The following is a 17,389-nucleotide window of genomic DNA, read 5'->3' as shown; positions in this document are numbered from 1 at the left end:
CGCGAGGTCCCGGCCCGCCCGCCCGGTCCGTGCCGCTCCCCCGCCCCCGGTCAGGTGGTCAGCGTCTCCGCCAGGGCGGCCAGGCCGTCCCGGTAGATGCCCTCGAAGAGCGCGGCCGCCTCGGCGTCGGTGACGCCGTCCGCGGTGAACGTGCCCGACCACTCCACCCGGCACCCCTCGCCGCCGCGGTCGACGACCTGGAGCGTGGATCGGTACCCCGTGACGGGGAACGGGGCCCGCACGATCGAGTAGGAGTAGCTGCGGGCCGCCTCGTCGAAGGCTTCGAGGCGTTCGACGATGACCCCGCCCTCGGCGTTCGTCAGGGTGCGCAGCCGACCGCCCTCGCTCGGCCGGCTCTCCGCGATGTACGGCAACCAGTCGGGCAGCGAGTCGAAGCCTCAGCCGCCAGACCCGCTCGGCGGACTGCCGCGCGTCGAGGGTGACGCGGGCCGCTGCGGTCACGAGGCGTCCCCCAGGGGGACCGGGGCGTCGTGCGCGATGATCTTCTGCTCGCGCAGGGCCTTCCAGAAGCCGTACGGGACGGGTTCGACGAGCGCGGCCAGGTCCTCGGCGATGCGGCTGGGCCTGGTCGCGCCGGGGATGGCCGCGGCGACGGCCGGGTGGGCCAGCACGAACTGGAGGGCGGCGGACTTGATGCCGATGCCGTGCCGCTGTGTGAGCGCCTTGATCCGGCCGACCTTCTCGACGATGTGCGCGGGCGCCTCGGCGTACTCGAAGTGGCTGCCGCCGGCGAGGATGCCGGAGCTGTAGGGGCCGCCGACGACGATGTCGACGTTCTGTTCGACCGCGGCGGGCAGCAGCCGCTGCAGGGCGCGGGAGTGGTCGAGCAGTGTGTACCGGCCCGCCAGCAGGAACGCGTCGGGGCGCGGTTCCTCCAGGTCCAGTGTCATCTCCAGCGGCTCGACCTTGTTGACGCCGAGGCCCCAGGCCCTGATGACGCCCTCCTCCCGGAGGCGGGTCAGGGCGCGGAACGCGCCGGTGCGGGCGCTCTCGTACACGCCGACCCACTCGTCGCCGTAGAAGTCCTGGGCGACGTCGTGCACCCAGACGATGTCGAGGCGGTCGGTCCGCAGGCGCTTGAGACTGTCCTCGACGGAGCGCAGCGTCGCGTCGGCGCTGTAGTCGTTGACCATCCTGTTGGGGCGGCCGTGCTCGAACAGGGCGCCCTTCTCGCCGAGTTCCCGGCTCGCGGGGTCCTCGACCTCGTCGAGGACGATCCGGCCGACCTTGGTGGACAGCACGTACTCGTCGCGCGGCTTGCCGGCCAGCACGTCGCCGAGCCGGAGTTCCGCCAGGCCCGCGCCGTACAGGGGCGCGGTGTCGTAGTAGCGGATGCCCTGGTCCCAGGCGGCCTGCACGGTGGCTGCGGCCTCGTCGTCGGGGATGGCGCGGAACATGTTGCCGAGTGGCGCGGTACCGAAGCCGATGCGGTCCGGCAGGAAGGAGCGGATGCTCATGGTGGTGCCTCAATCTGTCTTGCGGCGTGGGGGGTACGAGGTCGGGGGCATCGCGAGCGGGGCGAACGTCGCCCGTCGCGTGGCTAGTTGAGGGTGTCGGGGTCCGGGCCCGCGCGCATGCCGCGGTCGAGCGCGCCGATCGCCTCGATCTCCTGAGGGGTGAGCTCGAAGCCGAACACGTCGAAGTTCTCGCGGATACGGGTGTCCGTGACCGACTTGGGGATGACCACGTTGCCGATCTGCAGGTGCCAGCGCAGGACGACCTGGGCCGGGCTCCTGTCGTGCGCGGCGGCGATCGAGGTGATCGTCTCGTCCTTGAGGACGGCGCCCTGGGCGAGCGGGCTCCACGCCTCGGTGGCGATGCCGTGCCGGGCGTGGAATTCGCGCAGCGCGGCCTGCTGGAGGCCCGGGTGGAGCTCGACCTGGTTCACGGCCGGGACCACGGAGGCCGCTCCGAGCAGGCGTTCCAGGTGCGCGGGCTGGAAGTTGGAGACGCCGATCGCCCGGGTGCGCCCGTCGGCGTACAGCTTCTCCAGCGCGCGCCAGGTGTCGATGTACAGGTCACGGGCCGGGGTCGGCCAGTGGATGAGGTAGAGGTCGACGTGGTCCAGGCCGAGCCGGTCCAGGGACGCGTCGAAGGCGGCGAGCGTGCTGTCGTAGCCCTGCTCGCTGTTCCAGAGCTTGGTGGTGACGAACAGCTCGTCACGGGCGATCCCGGAGTCGGCGAGGGCCTGGCCCACGCCGCGTTCGTTGCCGTAGATCGCGGCGGTGTCGATGCTGCGGTAGCCGGCCCGCAGGGCGCCGGTCACGGCGGCGGTGGTCTCCGTGTCGGGTACCTGGAAGACGCCGAAGCCGAGCTGCGGCATGGTGACGCCGTTGTTGAGGGTGACGGCGGGGATGGAGGTCACGAGGTTCTCCCTGTCCTTGTCGATCTCGCCGGCCGCCGCGGGCAACGGGGTGCGTATCCACGGCTCCGTAGTCGATGGTCCGTGGTGTGCGGCGTCGGCGCGCGGTCAGCGGTGCCGTCGACGACATTACTTGCAGACGCCGATTAATTGCAAACGCGGTATAGCGGCGCACGCACAGCCAGGAGAACGGAGAGTTCGAGGAGAGAACGAAAAGGGCCGCGGGACCGGCCGTCACCGGTCCCGCGGCCCTCCGACGGCGTCAGCCCACCGTCACTTCCTCGGGCTCTCCGCTGGCCCGGGGCTCGGGCGGCCTCGCCGGCCGTTCCTCCCGGTGCGCCGGGTCCGTCACCTCGCCCACCAGCAGTTCCAGCACGTCCTCCAGCGCCGCAAGCCCCAGCACCCGGCCATGGGCGTCGGCCACCTGCGCGAGATGCGTCGCCGCCCGGCGCATGACCGTGAGCGCGTCGTCCAGCGGCAGCTCGGCCCGCAGAGTCGTCATCGGACGCCACAACTGCTGCGGCACCGCCCGGTCCGAGTCCTCCAGGTCGAGCACGTCCTTGACGTGCACATAGCCCATGAACGCACCCGCCTCGGCGGCCACCGGGAAGCGGGAGTAACCCGTACGGGCGGTCAGTTCCACGATCTGGCCCGGGGTGACCGACGGCGGAACCGTGATCAGGGACTCCCGTCGCAGGAGCACGTCCGTCACCGGGCGGGAGCCCAGTTCCAGCGCGTCCTCCAGCCGCTCCTGCTCCTCGGGGTCCAAAAGGCCCGCCTGCCCGGAGTCCTCCAGGAGCCGGTTGAGCTGCTCGCTGGTGACGACGGCCTCGACCTCGTCCTTGGGCTCCACCCGGAACAGCTTCAGGATGCCCTGGGCCAGGGCGCCCAGGGCGACCGTGATCGGCCGGCACACGCGGGCGAACGCCACCAGGCCGGGGCTCAGCCACAGCGCCGCCTTCTCGGGCGCCGCCATCGCCATGTTCTTCGGCACCATCTCACCGATGACCAGGTGGAAGAAGACGACTCCGGCGAGCGCGATCACATAGCCCAGCGGATGGATCACCCCTTCCGGCAGCCGTACCGCCTCGAACAGCGGCTCCAGCAGGTGCGCCACGGTCGGCTCGGCCACCGCGCCCAGCGTCAGCGAACACACCGTGATGCCGAACTGGGCGGCGGCCATCATCTGCGGGAGGCGCTCGAGACCGTAGAGCACCTGACGGGCCCTGGCGGTGCCCAGCGGTTCGATCTGACTGCGCCGGACCGAGACCAGGGCGAACTCGGCGCCCACGAAGAAGCCGTTGGCGAGCACCAGCAGGGCCGCGAAGACCAGTTGCAGAACGCTCATCGGACCGCCTCCGCGACGGCGGGGGCCATGCGGACCAGGCGGACCCGCTCGGCGCGGTAGTGGCCGACCCGGCGGACCGACAGCCGCCAGCCGGGCAGCTCGGCCCGGTCACCGGGCGCCGGGATCCGGCCGAGCAGGTCGGCGACCAGGCCGGCGACCGTCTCGTACGGGCCCTCGGGCACGTCCAGGCCTATCCGCTGCAGGATGTCGACGCGGACACTGCCGTCGACGTCCCAGGCGGGTCTGCCGTCCTGCGGCGGGGCGGCCGCGAGCTCCGGCGCGTCGGGGCTGTCGTGCTCGTCACGGACCTCGCCGACGAGCTCCTCGACGATGTCCTCCAGGGTGACCACCCCGGCCGTGCCGCCGTACTCGTCGACGACGACCGCGATGGGCTGTTCGGAGCGGAGCCGCGCGAGCAGCGGCTGGACCGGCAGGGTCTCGGGCACCAGCAGCGCCTTGCGGGCGATGCGCCCGACGGGTGTGCGCAGCCGGTCGTGGACCGAGACGGCCAGGGCGTCCTTGAGGTGCGCCATGCCCACGATCTCGTCGATCTTCTCCCGGTAGACCGGGAAACGGGACAGACCGGTGGCCCGGGTGAGGTTGACCACGTCCTCGGCGGTCGCCGAGTCCTGGAGCGCGCTGACCTTCACCCGGGGGGTCATGACGTGCTGCGCGGTCAGCTCGCCCAGCGACAGGGTGCGGACGAACAGGTCGGCCGTGTCCTGCTCCAGGGCGCCGGCCTGCGCGGAGTGCCGGGCCAGCGAGACCAGCTCGCCCGGGGTGCGGGCGGAGGCCAGTTCCTCGGCGGGTTCCACGCCCAGGGCGCGGACGAGCCGGTTGGCGACCGTGTTCAGCGCGGCGATGACCGGGCGGAACAGGCGGGAGAAACGGGCCTGCGGGCCGGCGACGAAGCGCGCGACCGTGAGCGGCTTGGAGACCGCCCAGTTCTTGGGCACGAGTTCGCCGACGACCATCTGGATCGCCGAGGCCAGCAGCATGCCGACGATCACGGAGATGCCGGAGACCGCGCCGTCGGGCAGGCCGATCGCGGTGAACGGGCCGTGCAGCAGCGCGGCCAGTGCCGGTTCGGCGAGCATGCCGACGACCAGCGAGGTGATGGTGATGCCGAGCTGGGTGCCGGAGAGCTGGAAGGAGAGTTCCTTCAGCGACTCCACGACCGTACCGGCGCGCTTGTCGCCGTCGGCGGCGGCCTTCTCGGCCTCGGGTCGCTCCACGGTCACCAGGCCGAACTCCGCGGCCACGAAGAAGCCGTTGGCGAGGATGAGCAGGAACGCGGCTGCCAGGAGCAGCAGGGGGGTGGTCATGATGCCGCCGCCTCCGAAGCCTCGCGGACATCGACCGGACGGTCCGCGGTATGTCGGGAGGGGGCGGCGCAGGTACTACAGGACGATCCGTCCATCGCCGGAGAGGGTCACTCCTCGGGTAGCAGGAACCCCTGTGCGCGGGGCGCGCGACAGGGGTGGAGGCGGGACGTGAAAAGCCTCCGCCAACAGATTAATCAAGACCTGGCCCACAAGGGCAGGGTGGACGACCCCGAGGCGGCCCCGAAGTTGCGTGATCTCAGCCCTGGTGCTGCTCGGGGTCGTGCACCGCGTGGGCCTCGGCGAGGGCCCGCAGGGCCCTGGCGTCGGCGATGGCGTGCCGTTTGGCGATGCCCGGCTGGATGCCGAGCGCGGGCAGGCTGGTGCCGTCGCTGAGGTTCAGGAACACCCACGGGTCACCCGGGCGGAGGTTCACCTGGACGATCTCCGCCCACGCCAGACGCCGCCTGCTGGCGATGTTGACGACGGTGACACCGGACTCGTCGGCGACCACCTTCACCCGGGCCAGCTGGGCCAGCGCCCAGAAGACCAGCGCGCCGGTCAGGACGAAGCTGAGCTGTTCGCCCGGGCCGAGCTGCTCGAGGAGCAGCGCGACCGCGGAGATCGTGACGAACATGGCGGCGCCCGCGGTGAGCAGGATCACGCGCGTCAGGCCCGGCCGGAAGGTGACGGGAAGGGAAGGGAGCTCGGACATCTCTCGCAGGCGTTTCAGAGGCGGCAGGCGTGGATGGCCGTGGTCAGGATGGCGCGGGCGCCGATGTCGTACAGGTCGTCCATGATCCGCTGCGCGTCCTTGGTCGGGACCATGGCACGGACGGCGACCCAGCCCTCGTTGTGCAGCGGGGAGACGGTCGGGGACTCCAGGCCCGGGGTGAGGGCGACGGCCTTCTCCAGCTGCTCGACCCGGCAGTCGTAGTCCATCATCACGTAGGTCCGCGCGACCAGGACGCCCTGGAGGCGGCGCAGGAACTGCTGGACCTTCGGCTCGGCGGGGTCCTCCGCGTGGGCGCCGGCCCGGCGGATGACGATCGCCTCGGAGGTCATGATCGGCTCGCCGAAGACCTCCAGGCCGGCGTTGCGCAGCGAGGTGCCGGTCTCGACGACGTCGGCGATGACCTCGGCGACGCCGAGTTCGATGGCGGTCTCGACGGCGCCGTCCAGGTGGACGACGGAGGCGTCGACGCCGCTGTCGGCCAGGTGCTTGGCGACGATGCCCTCGTAGGAGGTGGCGACCGTCCTGCCCGTCAGGTCCGGCAGGCCGTCGGCCGCGCCGGGCTTGGCGGCGAACCGGAAGGTGGAGCGGGCGAAGCCGAGCGGCAGGATCTCCTCGGCGTGGACGCCGGAGTCGACGAGCAGGTCACGGCCGGTGATGCCGATGTCGAGGCGTCCCGAGGAGACGTAGATCGCGATGTCCCGGGGGCGCAGGTAGAAGAACTCGACGTCGTTGACCGGGTCGATGACGCGGAGTTCCTTGGACTCCCGGCGCTGCCGGTAGCCGGCCTCATGCAGCATGTCCGCCGCAGGTCCTGAGAGGGAACCCTTGTTGGGGACGGCGATGCGCAGCATGAGGTCGGCTTCCTTTGCTCGAAAAGGCGGTTTTGTCGGAAAGGTTTCTACAGGTGGGCGTAGACGTCGTCCAGCGAGATTCCGCGGGCGACCATCATCACCTGGACGTGGTACAGCAGCTGGGAGATCTCCTCGGCCGCCGCCTCCTTGCCCTCGTACTCGGCGGCCATCCAGACCTCGGCGGCCTCTTCGACGACCTTCTTGCCGATGGCATGGACCCCCTTCCCGACCAGTTCGGCGGTACGGGAGGTGGCGGGGTCGCCGTGGGCGGCCTTGTGCTGGAGCTCGGTGAAGAGCTCCTCGAAAGTCTTGTTGGACATGGTGAGCGCCAGACTACGCCAAACGCCGCGTCGCTCAGTGCCAGGGTTCGGATACCGAGCGAAGCGTGGCCGCCGTCGCGACCGCCGCCGTCACCGCCTCGTGGCCCTTGTCCTCGTTGGAGCCCTCCAGGCCCGCCCGGTCCAGGGCCTGCTCCTCGTTGTCACAGGTGAGCAGGCCGAAACCGACCGGGACACCGGTCTCCACGGACACCTGAGTGAGGCCCTGGGTGACGCCCTGGCACACGTACTCGAAGTGGGGGGTGCCACCGCGGATGACGACACCGAGGGCGACCACCGCGTCGTAGCCGCGGCCCGCGAGGACCTTGGCGGCGACCGGGAGTTCCCAGCTGCCGGGGACCCGCAGCAGGGTCGGCTCGTCGATCCCCAGGTCGTGCAGGGCGCGCAGGGCGCCGTCCACCAGACCGTCCATCACCTTCTCGTGCCACTGGGCAGCGATGACGGCGACCCGCAGGTCGCTGACATTGCGCACGGTCAACTCCGGTGAACCCTTGCCGCTCACGTCTCTCCTCAGTGCTGTTTCTTTACTGGTTGCCGCAGGTGGACGTCGCCCCTGACGGGGTGTCCAGCCAGGGCAGGTCGTGGCCCATCCGGTCCCGCTTGGTGCGCAGGTAGCGGAGGTTGTGCTCGCCCGCCTGTACGGGCATCGGCTCCCGGCCGCTGATCTTGAGGCCGTGGCTGAGCAGCGCGTCGCTCTTGTCGGGGTTGTTGGTCATCAGGCGCACGCTGCGCACCCCGAGGTCGGCCAGGATCTCGGCGCCGGCGCCGTAGTCGCGGGCGTCGGCGGGCAGCCCGAGTTCGAGGTTGGCGTCGAGGGTGTCCCGGCCGCGCTCCTGGAGTTCGTAGGCGCGGAGCTTGGACAGCAGCCCGATGCCCCGGCCCTCGTGGCCGCGCAGGTAGACCACGACACCCCGGCCCTCGTCCTGGACGCGGTCCAGGGCCGCGTCCAGCTGGGGACCGCAGTCGCAGCGGGCGGAGCCGAAGACGTCCCCGGTGAGGCACTCGGAGTGGACCCGGACCAGCACGTCCTCGCCGTCGCCGATCTCGCCGTGGACGAGGGCGACGTGCTCGACGCCGTCGGTGGCGGAGCGGTAGCCGTACGCCGTGAACGTGCCGTGCCCGGTGGGCAGGTTGACCTCGGCCTCACGGTGGACGGTGGGCTCGGCGGCACGGCGGTGGGCGACCAGGTCCGCGATGGAGATGATGGTCAGACCGTGCTTGCGGGCGAACGGGATCAGCTCGGGGAGGCGGAGCATCCGGCCGTCCTCGCCCGCGATCTCGACGATGGCTCCGGCCGGGCGCAGGCCGGCGAGCCGGGCCAGGTCGACGGCGGCCTCGGTGTGGCCGTTGCGGGTGAGGACACCGCCGGGCCGGGCGCGCAGCGGGAAGACGTGGCCGGGGCGGACGAAGTCCGCGGGCCCGGCGTCCCCGGCGGCGAGCAGCCGCAGGGTGGTCGCGCGGTCGGCGGCGGAGATGCCGGTGGTGACGCCGTGCGCGCCGGACGCGTCCACGGAGATGGTGAACGCGGTCTTCATGGACTCGGTGTTGTCCCCGACCATCTGCGGCAGCTGGAGCCGGTCCAGCTCCTCCCCCTCCATGGGCGCGCAGATCAGGCCGCGGCACTCGCTCATCATGAAGGCGACGATCTCGGGGGTGATCATCTCGGCGGCGACGACGAGGTCGCCCTCGTTCTCGCGGTCCTCGTCGTCGACGACCACGATCGGGCGGCCGGCCGCGATGTCGGCGACGGCCTGCTCGACCGTGTCGAGGGTGAGGTCCTCGACGCCATCGGCGCTGTAAAGGACGGGCGGGACCCGGGGGACGGCGCGGAGCGTCTCGTTCGGGGCGGCGGCGGGCGACGGGAGGGCGGTCATGCGGGGGCTCCTTCGAGAGCGGGCCGCGTGCCCTGGCGGGAGCGCAGCCACCAGTCGCGCATGCCCCACAGGACGAGCGCGCCGTAGATGACGTAGACGAAGCCGGAGAAGGCGTAGCCGTTGGCGAAGTTGAGGGGGACGCCGACCAGGTCGACCAGGAGCCAGGCGATCCAGAACTCGACCATCCCGCGTGCCTGGGCGTACATGGCGACGACGGTGCCGACGAAGATGTAGGCGTCCGGCCAGGGGTCCCAGGACAGGGACGGGTACGCCTTGAAGAGCAGGGCGACGGCGACGGTGCCGGCGGCCGCGGCGGCGACCATCGCGCCGCGCTCGCGCCAGGTGGCGAACCGGGGGGTGATGTGCCCGTCCCCGCCGTCACCGGCCCGCCTCCGGTCGCGGTTCCACCGCCACCAGCCGTACAGCGCGACGGCCATGACGACGGCCTGCTTGCCGGCGCTGCCGGTCAGGTGCCCGTAGAAGGCGCCGAAGAGGATGAGGCCGGAGGCGAACTGGACCGGCCAGCTCGACAGGTTGCGGCGCCAGCCGAGCGCGAGCGCGGCCAGGCCGAGGATGTTGCCGATCATGTCCGACCACAGGATGTGCTGGCCGAACAGGGCGAAGGCCTCGGAGTTCAGCCAGTTCACTTGCCCGCTCCCCGCGAGCTCGCGAGCAGCCGCTCCACGTACTTGGCGACGACGTCGACCTCCAGGTTGACCGGGTCGCCTGCCTGCTTGAGACCGAGGGTGGTCAGGTCGAGGGTGGTCGGGATGAGGCTGACGGTGAAGTAGTCGGGGCCGGCCTCGACGACGGTGAGGCTGATGCCGTCGACGGTGATGGAGCCCTTCTCCACGACGTAGCGGGCGAGGTCGGCGGGGAGCGAGACCCTGACGATCTCCCAGTTCTCCGACGGGGTCCTCGACAGCACCTGACCGGTGCCGTCGACATGGCCCTGGACGATGTGGCCGCCGAGCCGGGAGCCGACGGCGGTGGGGCGCTCCAGGTTGACGCGGGAGCCGACACCGAGCGCGCCGAGGGAGGAGCGCTTCAGGGTCTCCTGCATGACGTCGGCGGTGAACTCGTCGCCCTCGTGCTCCACGACGGTCAGACAGACCCCGTTCACGGCGATGGAGTCGCCATGCTGTGCGCCCTCGGTCACGACGGGGCCACGGAGCCGGAAACGGGAGGCGTCGCCGAGATTCTCGACGGCGGTGATCTCACCCAGCTCTTCGACGATTCCGGTGAACACTTCCCGGGTCCTCCTGCCTCATTGGGGCACGGACTCCGGGGCCTGTCGAAGAACGACAGAAAGGACGGAAGAGCACACCGGGAACGACGCCGACAGGGCCCCGCCCATCACGGACGGGACCAGATACGGCGGCGCGCACGGATACATGCTCGCCCGCCGCGCACTGCCTCCCATCCGGACTTTAACCGTCGGTCCAGGAATTTCACCTGGTCAACCGGCCGCTGGAAGCGGACGGGTCGCGGACTGTAACCGCCGGTTCGGAGTTTCACCGACCCCGGAGTGCGCTGCTTCTGGTACACGGCCAGTCTGCCACGCCCGGGGGTGGTCCATTCAAGGGAAGCGTGTGGGTTGCCTCACAGACCGTGTCGCTGGACTTCCCCGACGGGCCGTCATATGCGTAGCGGGCACCCAACTACCCCCCGGACCAGGCAACTTGACTTGATCCGCAGCTCTTGACCCTACTGGTCTAGTCCATTTATCGTTCGGGCGGGCCCGGCGGCGGTGACGACGGCCCTTGCCCGTCGCCGGGTCGCCCAACGGGCTGCCGGGTCAGCGGTCCCGCGGTGCGAACAGTTCGTCCTGCGCGCGCTCCCGCGCCGTCAGAAGCGCTCCGCGCAGCACGGCCCCGCCGCCGAGGGCACTCGCCCGGACCTCGGTGGCCAGCGGGGACATCCGGCGCAGCCGCCCCTCGACGCGGGCGGCCAGCGCGGTGCCGCCGGCCGCGCCGATCTCGCCGCCGAGGACCACCCGGCCGGGGTCCAGGACCGCCACGACGGCGGCCACACCCACGGCGACGCGGTCGGCGAGGGCGTCGAGGAAGCGGGTCCCGGGAGACACCGGCGAGGGTGGACGGTCGTCCGCGGGTCCGTCGTGACCGGTCGCGCAGTTCCCCGCGCCCCTTCGGGGCGCCGACTCCCCCGCGCCTCGGACCGCCTCCCTGACCAGGGCGGCCGCCGCGGGCTCGGGGCCCGTCGACCCGGCGGGCGCAAGGCCGTGTTCGGCGCCGAGTTCGGCGATCGCGGCCGCCGCCACCAGGGAGTGGTAGCCGCCCGTGCAGTCCGTCGCCGACGGGAGCGCTCCGGTGCCCGGCACCGGCAGGAAGCCGATCTCGCCGGTGCCGCCGGAGGCGCCCCGGCGCAGGCTGCCGTCCAGGACGACGGCGGCGCCGCAGCCGTGCCCGAGCCAGAGCAGCACGAAGGTGTCCCGGTCGCGGGCGACGCCCTCGCGCTGCTCGGCCAGGGCGGCCAGGTTGGTCTCGTTCTCCACGCTGACCCGGGCCTCGGGGAACCGCTCCTGCACGGCGGCGACCAGCCGGCGGTGCCAGGCCGGCAGGCCCGCCGTGTCGCGGAGTTCGCCGCCTGCCGGGTCGACGAGCCCGGGCGCCCCGATGCCGACGGTGTGCAGCCGCCCGCCTCCGGAGGCCGCCGCCTCCTTGGCGGTCCGCTCGACCAGCTCCACCGCCCGCTCGACGGCCGCCGTCTCCCCCGCCTCCGGCCCGACCGGCACCGACCCTTCCGCCAGCACCCGCCCCACCAGGTCGGACACCAGCACCGAGACGCTCTCGGTACGGACGTCGAGGGCGGCCAGGCAGAAGCGGTCGGCGACGATGCCGTACAACCGGGCGTTCGGCCCCCGGCGCTGCTCGCCGGACTCGCCGACCACCGCGATCAGGCCGGAGGCGGTGAGCCGCTCGACGAGGTCGGCGACGGTGGGCCGGGACAGCCCGGTGAGCTGCTTCAACTGCCCTGCCGTCAGCGCGCCTTCCCGCTGGAGCAGGGTCAGCGCGAGCCGGTCGTTGATGGCCCGGGCGGTGCTCGGTGATGCGGGCATGACGGGCATCCTCCCAGATCGGTCCGGCCCGGACGGCCGTATCGCTCCCTATCTATCAGGAAGGGTCCCTGATAGTTTACGGCGCGACAGCGGGGCGGTACCCACCCGGGGAGGGGCAGGACCATGAAAGACGTGGGTCACGAGCGGCACGAGGTGAAGCGGGCGCGGTACGCCGTCGCGGCCGTGTTCACCGTGCACGGTGCCGTCACCGGCTCGTTCGCGACCCGGGTCCCCTGGATCCAGGAACACGCCGGCCTGGGCACCGGGCAGCTGGGCTTCGCGCTCGCCTTCACCGCGTTCGGCGCCTCCTGCTCGATGCCGCTGGCCGGCCGGATCAGCCACCGTTTCGGCAGCCGTACGGCGCTGCGCGGGCTGATCGCGATGTGGACGCTGTCGCTGGTCCTGCCGTCCCTGGCGACGAACCTGTACACGCTGTGCCTGGCCATGTTCGTGTACGGCGCCAGCGCGGGCATGTCCGACGTCGCGATGAACGCGCTGGGCGTCGAGGTGGAGCGGCTGCTCGGGAAGTCGATCATGTCGGGGCTGCACGGCATGTGGAGCGCGGGCGCGCTGATCGGCTCGGCGGCCGGCACCCTCGCCGCGCACCTCGGCTCGGACGCCCGGCTGCACTTCGCGCTGGCAGCCGCCACCCTGACCGTGCTCGGCGTCCTGGCGGCCGGCTGGGTGCTGGACGTGCAGCCCGCCGAGGACGAGGAACCGCCGCCGCGGTTCGCGCTGCCGCCCCGGTCGGCGCTGCTGATCGGCGCGGTCGGCTTCTGCGCGGTGTTCGCGGAGGGGGCGAGCCTGGACTGGTCGGCGGTGTTCCTGCGCGACCGGATGGACAGTTCGGCGGGGCTCGCCGCGGCCACCACCACCGGGTTCATGCTGACCATGGCGGTCGCCCGGATCTGCGGGGACACGGTGGTGAACCGATTCGGCGCGGTGCGCACCGTGCGCGGCGGCGGGGTGCTGGCCGCGATCGGCGGCCTGCTGATCGTCCTGGCCGGACATCCGGCGGTGGCGATGACCGGGTTCGCGCTGATGGGTCTCGGCATCGCCGTCGTCGTACCGCTGTGCTTCGCGGCCGCCGGGCACGCGGGGCCGAACCCGAGCCAGGCCATCGCGGGCGTCGCGACCATCACCTACACCTCGGGCCTGGTCGCCCCCAGTCTGATCGGCGGGGTGGCCCAGGCGACCAGCCTGGTGGTGTCGTTCGGTGTGGTCACGGTGCTCACCTGCGGCCTGGTGGGGTTCGCGGGGGTGCTGCGGGCCGGGGAGCGGGGCGCGCGGGCCGAGGTCAGTCCGCCGGCCGCAGCAGTTCCCGGCCCGCGGTCCTGAAGCGATCGCTCCAGGGGGCCGGGCGCAGGGTGGCCGCGTCCAGCCGGACCAGGACCCGGGTGCCGTACGCGTAGGTGGTCCGGCCGTCCGCCGAGGAGAACCGGAAGCCGTAGGTCAGCCCGGTGTTGCCGAGCCGTTCCAGCCAGAGGTGGACGGCGTACGTGCCCGGCCGGGTGACCGGCGCCTCGTAGCTGATCCGGAGTTCCTTGACCGCGTTGCAGGCGTCCTCGGCCGCGGCCCAGTCGCCCTCGAACGCGAAGCCGTGCCCCTGCCACAGCTCGGCCCAGGCGCGCTCGACCATCACCGGGTAGCGGGCGTTGTGGAGCAGCCCGAGCGCGTCCAGGTCGTCGAAGTGGACGGTGACGGGGATCAGCCGTCCGTAGGACAGGGCGGGCGCGGTCGGGGCTTCGGCGGTCACGGGTGGGGCTCCTGGGCGTTGCTGGCATGTCGCTGACCTTCAGCTCCCGCCAGTCTAAGCGAGCGCTCAGAAGCCCCACCGGCGGGTTCAGCCCGCGATCGAGTCCAGCTGTTCGGCGGCCGGGCGCAGCGCCCAGAGGTCCCCGCCGGGGGGCGCCTCCAGCCGTCGTACCGCCCGCCGGGCCGCCCTGTCCCCGGCGTCGGCGGCCGCGTGGACGACGTCGGACGCGGCGTAGCGGTGGAACTCCAGCTCCGGATAGGGCCAGGCGGTGGCTCCGGTCGCGGCGGGCAGCAGGAAGTCGACGGCCCTGAACAGGTTCTGCCCGTCCGGTCCCCGGTAGGTCCACAGGTCGACCCCCACGTGCCGGCCGATGGCGGCGAGCCGGGTGTAGGCGACCAGGTCGAAGGTCGAGTAGTGCCAGCTCCTGGTCCTGGCCAGCTCCTGCGGCTGGCTCCCGTCGGCCGCGACCTGCGGGTCGATCCGCCGGGCCCGGGCGTCCAGCACGGTCTTCCGTGCCAGTGCCCGGTCGCCGGTCGCGTAGGCGAGGGCGGCGAGCTGCATGTCGTAGAAGGTGCCGTGGTTGTTGGCGGCGGCCCCCTCCTCCTTGCCGAAGGCGCTGTTCCGGAGCCAGTCGCGGAAGTCCGTGTTCCAGTCGCGCATCCCGGCCCGGTCGGCGGCGCTCCAGCCCGGTGCGCCGGTGGCGAGGACGGCCAGGGCGTCGACCACGCTCGTGTACGACTGGGAGAAGTCGATGACGCCGATGGCGCGGCCGTCGTACTTGCACGGGATGAACTGGGCGTGGTCGAGGTTCGGGTTCATCCGGGTCGCCGGGGCGAGGAACCAGGTGCGCAGCACCTGTCCGGCCTTCTCGGCGTACCGCCGCGCGCCCGTGTAGTACCAGGCCAGGGAGAGGTCGTAGGCCGAGTCGAAGACCTTCTCCACGTCCTGGCGGTCGGTTCCGGTGTCGACCTCGGGATTGCGCACCCCGTCGCGCTGGACGTAGGGGCAGCCCCAGGGGTTGCCGGCGGTGGGGGCGGTGGTGGGCCACCAGTAGGGGGCCTGGCTCAGGTAGTCGTGGACGTCGCCGCCGGGGGCGGGCTTCGGTTTGTCGACGACCGTCCAGGGACCCTGGTCCAGCCAGGCGTCGGCACGCTTCGTCAGGACCGCGACGGTACGGCGCAGCCGGGGGTCGCCGTGGTCGAGTCGGGCCTTGGTGCGCTGGAGGCGGGCACCGTCGAGCACGGCGGTGTCGGGGGCCTTCGGGGCCCTCGCGGTCGCGTGGGCGGAGGGGACGAGGACGGCCCCGATGGCCGCCAGTGCCGTCAGGACGACGGCCGCGCGGGATCTTCCACTCATCGAGCACTCCGATCGGACGAACAGACGGGAAGCAGTCGCAAATCAGATATATGAACGAGGTTCACGAGTGGGACCGTGTGAGCGTAGGACGGCCAGGTAGCCGTGACAATGGTCCGGACCGTCTTCACGTACGAAGCCGGCTGCACAGCACCTCGAAGAAAGCGAACCCCCATCATGGATCTCGGCGTGCGCTGGAAACTGCACGGAGACGGGCGCACGCCCGCGCCCGGAGCGGTGGTACGCCCCGACGAACGGCTCTCCTGGCCCCGCACGATCGGGCTGGGCGCCCAGCACGTGGTCGCCATGTTCGGCGCGTCCTTCGTCGCCCCGGTACTGATGGGTCTGGACCCGAATCTCGCGATCATGATGTCCGGTGTCGCGACCGTGATCTTCCTGCTCGCGACCCGGGGCCGGGTCCCCAGCTACCTGGGGTGCTCGCTGTCCTTCGTCGGGGTCGCGGCCGTCATCCGCGCCCAGGGCGGCACCAGCGCCACCGTGACCGGCGCGGTCCTCGTGGTCGGTGCCGTGCTCTTCCTGGTCGGCCTGGCCGTCCAGCGCTTCGGCGCCCGGATCATCCACGCCGCGATGCCGCCGATCGTCACCGGCGCGGTCGTGATGCTGATCGGCTTCAACCTGGCCCCGGTGACCGCCTCCACCTACTGGCCCCAGGACCAGTGGACCGCCCTGCTGGTGATGGCCTTCACCGGTCTGGCCGTCGTCTGTCTGCGTGGTTTCTGGTCACGCGTGGCGATCTTCCTCGGCCTGGTCTTCGGGTACGTCCTGTCCTGGGCCCTGGACCGGATCCTCGGCCGGATCCACTCCACCGGCCCGGGCGGCAAGGTCACCGACCACTGGCGCCTCGACCTCTCGGGCGTCGGCCGGGCGGACTGGATCGGGCTGCCGTCCTTCCACGGACCGTCCTTCCAGTGGTCGGCGATCCTGGTCGCCCTCCCGGTCGTGATCGCCCTGGTCGCGGAGAACGCCGGACACGTCAAAGCGGTCGGCGAGATGACCGGCGACTCCCTCGACGACCGGCTCGGCACGGCGATCTCGGCGGACGGGGTGGCCTCCATGCTCTCCACCGCGGTCGGCGGCCCGCCCAACACCACGTACTCCGAGAACATCGGCGTGATGGCCGCGACCCGGGTCTACTCCACCGCCGCCTACTGGGCCGCGGCCGGCTTCGCGCTGCTCTTCGGCGTCTGCCCCAAGTTCGGCGCGGTCGTGGCCGCCGTCCCGGGCGGGGTGCTCGGCGGCATCACCGTCATCCTCTACGGCATGATCGGCCTGCTCGGCGCGCAGATCTGGCTGCACGCCAAGGTCGACCTGCGCAACCCGCTGAACCTGGTCCCGGCCGCCGCGGGCATCATCATCGGCGTCGGCAACGTGAGCATGAGGTTCACCGACACCTTCTCCCTCAGCGGCATCGCCCTCGGCACGCTGGTCGTCATCGTCGGTTACCACACCCTGCGCGCCTTCGCCCCCGCCCACCTCAAGGCGCAGGAGCCCCTCCTCGACGAGGGCACCAGTTCCTACGACGAGACCAGCCCGCAGTAGCCGCACACCGGGACGGAGCCCTCCGTCCCCCGTTTCGGGGAAGCGCCGGGCCCGTCGGCCCGCCCGCCGGTCCGGGGCTGGGACGCTTCCCCCATGGCGCAGTCGGAACACCTCACCCTTCCGGTCAACACCGTCGTCTCCCGGATGCGGGCGCTGGACGCGGCCCTGCCCGGGCGGGACGGGGTCGCGGTCTTCAACCGCGTCTACCTCGCGGTCACCGAGGAGGTCGAACGGGGTCTGTACGCGGGCCGGTTCGCGGACCCCGGGGCCGCCGCGACGCTGGACGTGCGGTTCGCGCAGCGGTACCTGGCCGCCGTGGACGCGGCGGACGACGGCCGCCGTCCGCCCGCCTGCTGGCGCCCGCTCTTCCAGCTCCGCCGGCACCCGGGTGTCCGGCCGCTGCAGTTCGCGCTCGCGGGCATCAACGCGCACATCGGGCACGACCTGGCGCTGGCCGTGGTGGACAGCTGCCGGGAGCTCGGTTGCGAACCAGCCGAGATCGAGGACGAGTTCGACCGTGTGGGCGAGCTGCTCGTCTCACTGGAGGAGCGCATCCGCGAGGATCTGATGCCGGGTCCGGATCTCCTCCAGATCGCCGATCCGCTGACCCATCTGCTCGGTTCCTGGAGCCTGGAGCGGGCCCGGGACGCGACCTGGTCGGCGGCGCGGGCGCTGTGGGCGCTGCGCCGGTTCGGCGACCTGGCCGAGGAGTTCACCGAGCGGCTGGACGCGGCCGTGGGGCTGGCCGGCCGGATGCTGCTCACCCCGCTGTCCGGCTGAGGGTGGCCT

17 protein-coding genes, 1 pseudogene and 1 riboswitch are annotated in these 17,389 nt (G+C 72.0%); of the genes and pseudogenes, 3 read left to right on the top strand and 15 right to left on the bottom strand.

Features of this window, described 5'->3' with window-relative positions; all coding sequences use genetic code 11:
• Positions 1-50: 50 nt before the first annotated feature.
• The 13 genes and pseudogenes from ACFY3I_RS22280 to ACFY3I_RS22220 all read right to left on the bottom strand — a co-directional run bounded on the left by ACFY3I_RS22280 (position 51) and on the right by ACFY3I_RS22220 (position 11,931).
• Positions 51-402 (bottom strand): annotated as a pseudogene (locus ACFY3I_RS22280) (SRPBCC family protein).
• Positions 403-458: 56 nt separating this feature from the next.
• Positions 459-1,478 (bottom strand): aldo/keto reductase, encoded by a 1,020-nt coding sequence (locus ACFY3I_RS22275; RefSeq protein WP_390862090.1) that lies wholly within the window; start codon positions 1,476-1,478, stop codon positions 459-461.
• A gap of 83 nt (positions 1,479-1,561) precedes the next feature.
• The gene (locus tag ACFY3I_RS22270; RefSeq protein ID WP_390862177.1) at positions 1,562-2,344 is read right to left on the bottom strand and encodes an aldo/keto reductase; all 783 of its coding nucleotides are present in this window, start codon (positions 2,342-2,344) and stop codon (positions 1,562-1,564) included.
• A gap of 301 nt (positions 2,345-2,645) precedes the next feature.
• The gene (locus ACFY3I_RS22265; RefSeq protein ID WP_390862089.1) at positions 2,646-3,731 is read right to left on the bottom strand and encodes a hemolysin family protein; all 1,086 of its coding nucleotides are present in this window, start codon (positions 3,729-3,731) and stop codon (positions 2,646-2,648) included.
• Positions 3,728-5,056 carry a hemolysin family protein gene (locus ACFY3I_RS22260; protein WP_390862088.1) on the bottom strand — a complete coding sequence of 443 codons (1,329 nt, stop codon included), beginning with the start codon at positions 5,054-5,056 and terminating at the stop codon, positions 3,728-3,730. Before ACFY3I_RS22260 ends, ACFY3I_RS22265 begins: the two co-directional genes overlap by 4 nt.
• A 256-nt stretch (positions 5,057-5,312) precedes the next feature.
• Positions 5,313-5,768, bottom strand: coding sequence for a PH domain-containing protein (locus ACFY3I_RS22255; protein WP_365294359.1), 456 nt, complete (start codon positions 5,766-5,768; stop codon positions 5,313-5,315).
• 14 nt (positions 5,769-5,782) lie between these two features.
• Positions 5,783-6,640, bottom strand: coding sequence for an ATP phosphoribosyltransferase (gene hisG, locus ACFY3I_RS22250; protein WP_365294361.1), 858 nt, complete (start codon positions 6,638-6,640; stop codon positions 5,783-5,785).
• A gap of 47 nt (positions 6,641-6,687) precedes the next feature.
• On the bottom strand, positions 6,688-6,960 hold the full coding sequence (locus ACFY3I_RS22245; RefSeq protein ID WP_030946750.1) for a phosphoribosyl-ATP diphosphatase: 273 nt from the start codon (positions 6,958-6,960) through the stop codon (positions 6,688-6,690).
• 34 nt (positions 6,961-6,994) lie between these two features.
• On the bottom strand, positions 6,995-7,480 hold the full coding sequence (ribH, locus tag ACFY3I_RS22240; RefSeq protein ID WP_365294363.1) for a 6,7-dimethyl-8-ribityllumazine synthase: 486 nt from the start codon (positions 7,478-7,480) through the stop codon (positions 6,995-6,997).
• Positions 7,481-7,502: 22 nt separating this feature from the next.
• Positions 7,503-8,852: a bifunctional 3,4-dihydroxy-2-butanone-4-phosphate synthase/GTP cyclohydrolase II gene (locus tag ACFY3I_RS22235; protein ID WP_390862087.1), complete on the bottom strand. Its 1,350-nt coding sequence runs from the start codon at positions 8,850-8,852 to the stop codon at positions 7,503-7,505.
• Positions 8,849-9,499, bottom strand: coding sequence for a nicotinamide riboside transporter PnuC (locus tag ACFY3I_RS22230; RefSeq protein ID WP_390862086.1), 651 nt, complete (start codon positions 9,497-9,499; stop codon positions 8,849-8,851). Before ACFY3I_RS22230 ends, ACFY3I_RS22235 begins: the two co-directional genes overlap by 4 nt.
• Positions 9,496-10,101, bottom strand: a complete 606-nt coding sequence (locus ACFY3I_RS22225; RefSeq protein ID WP_390862085.1) for a riboflavin synthase — start codon at positions 10,099-10,101, stop codon at positions 9,496-9,498. The genes ACFY3I_RS22230 and ACFY3I_RS22225 overlap by 4 nt, the downstream gene beginning before the upstream one ends.
• A gap of 156 nt (positions 10,102-10,257) precedes the next feature.
• A riboswitch (FMN riboswitch) is annotated at positions 10,258-10,388 on the bottom strand.
• A gap of 262 nt (positions 10,389-10,650) precedes the next feature.
• A complete protein-coding gene (locus ACFY3I_RS22220) occupies positions 10,651-11,931 on the bottom strand; it encodes an ROK family transcriptional regulator (RefSeq protein WP_390862084.1) in 1,281 nt (426 codons plus the stop codon).
• Between the two features lie 123 nt (positions 11,932-12,054).
• Here ACFY3I_RS22220 and ACFY3I_RS22215 point away from each other — a divergent pair, with 123 nt between their 5' ends.
• A complete protein-coding gene (locus ACFY3I_RS22215; protein WP_390862083.1) occupies positions 12,055-13,269 on the top strand; it encodes an MFS transporter in 1,215 nt (404 codons plus the stop codon).
• On the opposite strand, the gene ACFY3I_RS22210 is transcribed toward ACFY3I_RS22215, so the two are convergent.
• Positions 13,229-13,687 carry an acyl-CoA thioesterase gene (locus tag ACFY3I_RS22210; RefSeq protein ID WP_390862082.1) on the bottom strand — a complete coding sequence of 153 codons (459 nt, stop codon included), beginning with the start codon at positions 13,685-13,687 and terminating at the stop codon, positions 13,229-13,231. The two genes, ACFY3I_RS22215 and ACFY3I_RS22210, sit on opposite strands and share 41 nt — an antisense overlap.
• 87 nt (positions 13,688-13,774) lie before the next feature.
• A complete protein-coding gene (locus tag ACFY3I_RS22205) occupies positions 13,775-15,043 on the bottom strand; it encodes an alginate lyase family protein (RefSeq protein ID WP_390862081.1) in 1,269 nt (422 codons plus the stop codon).
• A gap of 174 nt (positions 15,044-15,217) precedes the next feature.
• Between ACFY3I_RS22205 and ACFY3I_RS22200 the strand changes: the two genes are divergently transcribed.
• Positions 15,218-16,600, top strand: a complete 1,383-nt coding sequence (locus tag ACFY3I_RS22200) for a uracil-xanthine permease family protein (RefSeq protein WP_390862080.1) — start codon at positions 15,218-15,220, stop codon at positions 16,598-16,600.
• A 93-nt stretch (positions 16,601-16,693) separates the two neighbouring features.
• Positions 16,694-17,380 carry a DUF5995 family protein gene (locus ACFY3I_RS22195; RefSeq protein ID WP_390862079.1) on the top strand — a complete coding sequence of 229 codons (687 nt, stop codon included), beginning with the start codon at positions 16,694-16,696 and terminating at the stop codon, positions 17,378-17,380.
• Positions 17,381-17,389 lie beyond the last annotated feature (9 nt).

The organism is Streptomyces sp. NPDC001068 (assembly GCF_042897315.1).
Lineage (GTDB): Bacteria > Actinomycetota > Actinomycetes > Streptomycetales > Streptomycetaceae > Streptomyces.
The sequence above is the reverse complement of the archived record's forward strand: the minus strand, read 5'-3'. Positions and strand labels throughout refer to the sequence as shown.